Source organism: Massilia sp. CT11-108 (assembly GCF_047302915.1).
Classification (GTDB): domain Bacteria; phylum Pseudomonadota; class Gammaproteobacteria; order Burkholderiales; family Burkholderiaceae_D; genus Telluria; species Telluria orientalis.
In genome coordinates, this window is sequence record NZ_JBKYMO010000980.1 from 1 (window position 1) to 1,048 (window position 1,048).

Annotated in this window: 2 protein-coding genes; both read right to left on the bottom strand. The window is 70.6% G+C overall.

The genetic code is table 11. From position 1 onward, the window contains the following. Positions 1 to 141: 141 nt before the first annotated feature. Complete coding sequence (locus ACEN88_RS32510) at positions 142 to 723, bottom strand: hypothetical protein (RefSeq protein ID WP_413346367.1); 582 nt, start codon at positions 721 to 723, stop codon at positions 142 to 144. After that, positions 720 to 1,048, bottom strand: a 329-nt coding sequence (locus ACEN88_RS32515; protein ID WP_413346369.1) for a PilN domain-containing protein, incomplete at its 5' end; no start/stop codon positions are given. The genes ACEN88_RS32515 and ACEN88_RS32510, both read right to left, overlap by 4 nt.

Genomic DNA, 1,048 nt, shown 5'->3' on the forward strand with positions numbered 1-1,048 from the left:
CGAGCGCCGCCTTCGCGACGGGACGCTCGACCGGTTCGGCGATGTCGCCTTGCGGCGCCCGGTCGCCGAACGCGGCCAGCAGCGCGGCGCCGACGAGGGCCAGCGCGAGGATCGCGTGGCGCGGCTTGATGTCGGCCTTCTTCATGACGGATCCGTCCCGTCGCGCAGGTACAAGGTCAGCTTCAGGCGCGCGTCCACCGTCGCGTCGCCGATGGCGTCGCGGTGGAAGGTGATCTCGTCCAGCGACGCGAACGGAATCGCGCGCAGCGCCGCCATCGCGAACTGCCAGATCGCCGCATAGCTGCCTTTCACCGGCAGGTTGACCTGGTACGTGTACACCTTCGCATTGCGGTCATAACCCGGCTTGTACTCGCCCTGGCGCAGCACGAGGCCCGACCTGGCCGCGAGGCCGAACAGCGTCTTGACCTGCTGCTCGGCGCTGCCGCGCACGCCCAGTGCGCCGTAGAAGGCGGCGAGGTTGTCCGGAGCCTGCGGGGGCACGGGTGCCGGCGCGGATGCAGGTGCGGTGGCCACCTGCGCGTTCTGTTTCGCCTGCGCGGCGCGTGCCTCCTGCGCCCGTTCCATCGCCCACACGACATGCAGCGTCCACGCCAGCGCGCCGGCCATCACGAACACGAGGATGCCGGCCGCCGCCACGAGCGGATTCGCGCGCAGCAGCACCAGGCGCAGGCGCAGCAGGGGCGACGTCAAGGTCGTCTTCATCGCGGGGACCTCCACTGGGCATCGATCTGGAAGCGGATCGGCCGGTTCGCGTCCTGTTCGTTGATCTCGTGGCGCGCCAGCAGGACGGTCGTGAACCACTCGACGCGCTGCAGCGCCTCGACGTAGGCGATCATGTCGTCGCTGGTCTTCGCTTCCGCCGTGATGCGCACGCTGCTCTTCCTGGCGTCCGGTTCCAGCGCCAGCAGCGCGATGGTGGCGGGCGTCGCCGCCTGGACCGCGTCGTGCAGGCCGCGCCACGGCAGGTTCAGCTGCTGCACGGACGCGTTCACGGCACCGGCCTGCAGCGCGTGGAAGCGGAGCGGAC

Excerpts from the sequence above, each read along its gene's own strand:
- ACEN88_RS32510 (WP_413346367.1), bottom strand. The coding sequence starts at position 723 with ATGAAGACGACCTTGACGTCGCCCCTGCTGCGCCTGCGCCTGGTGCTG.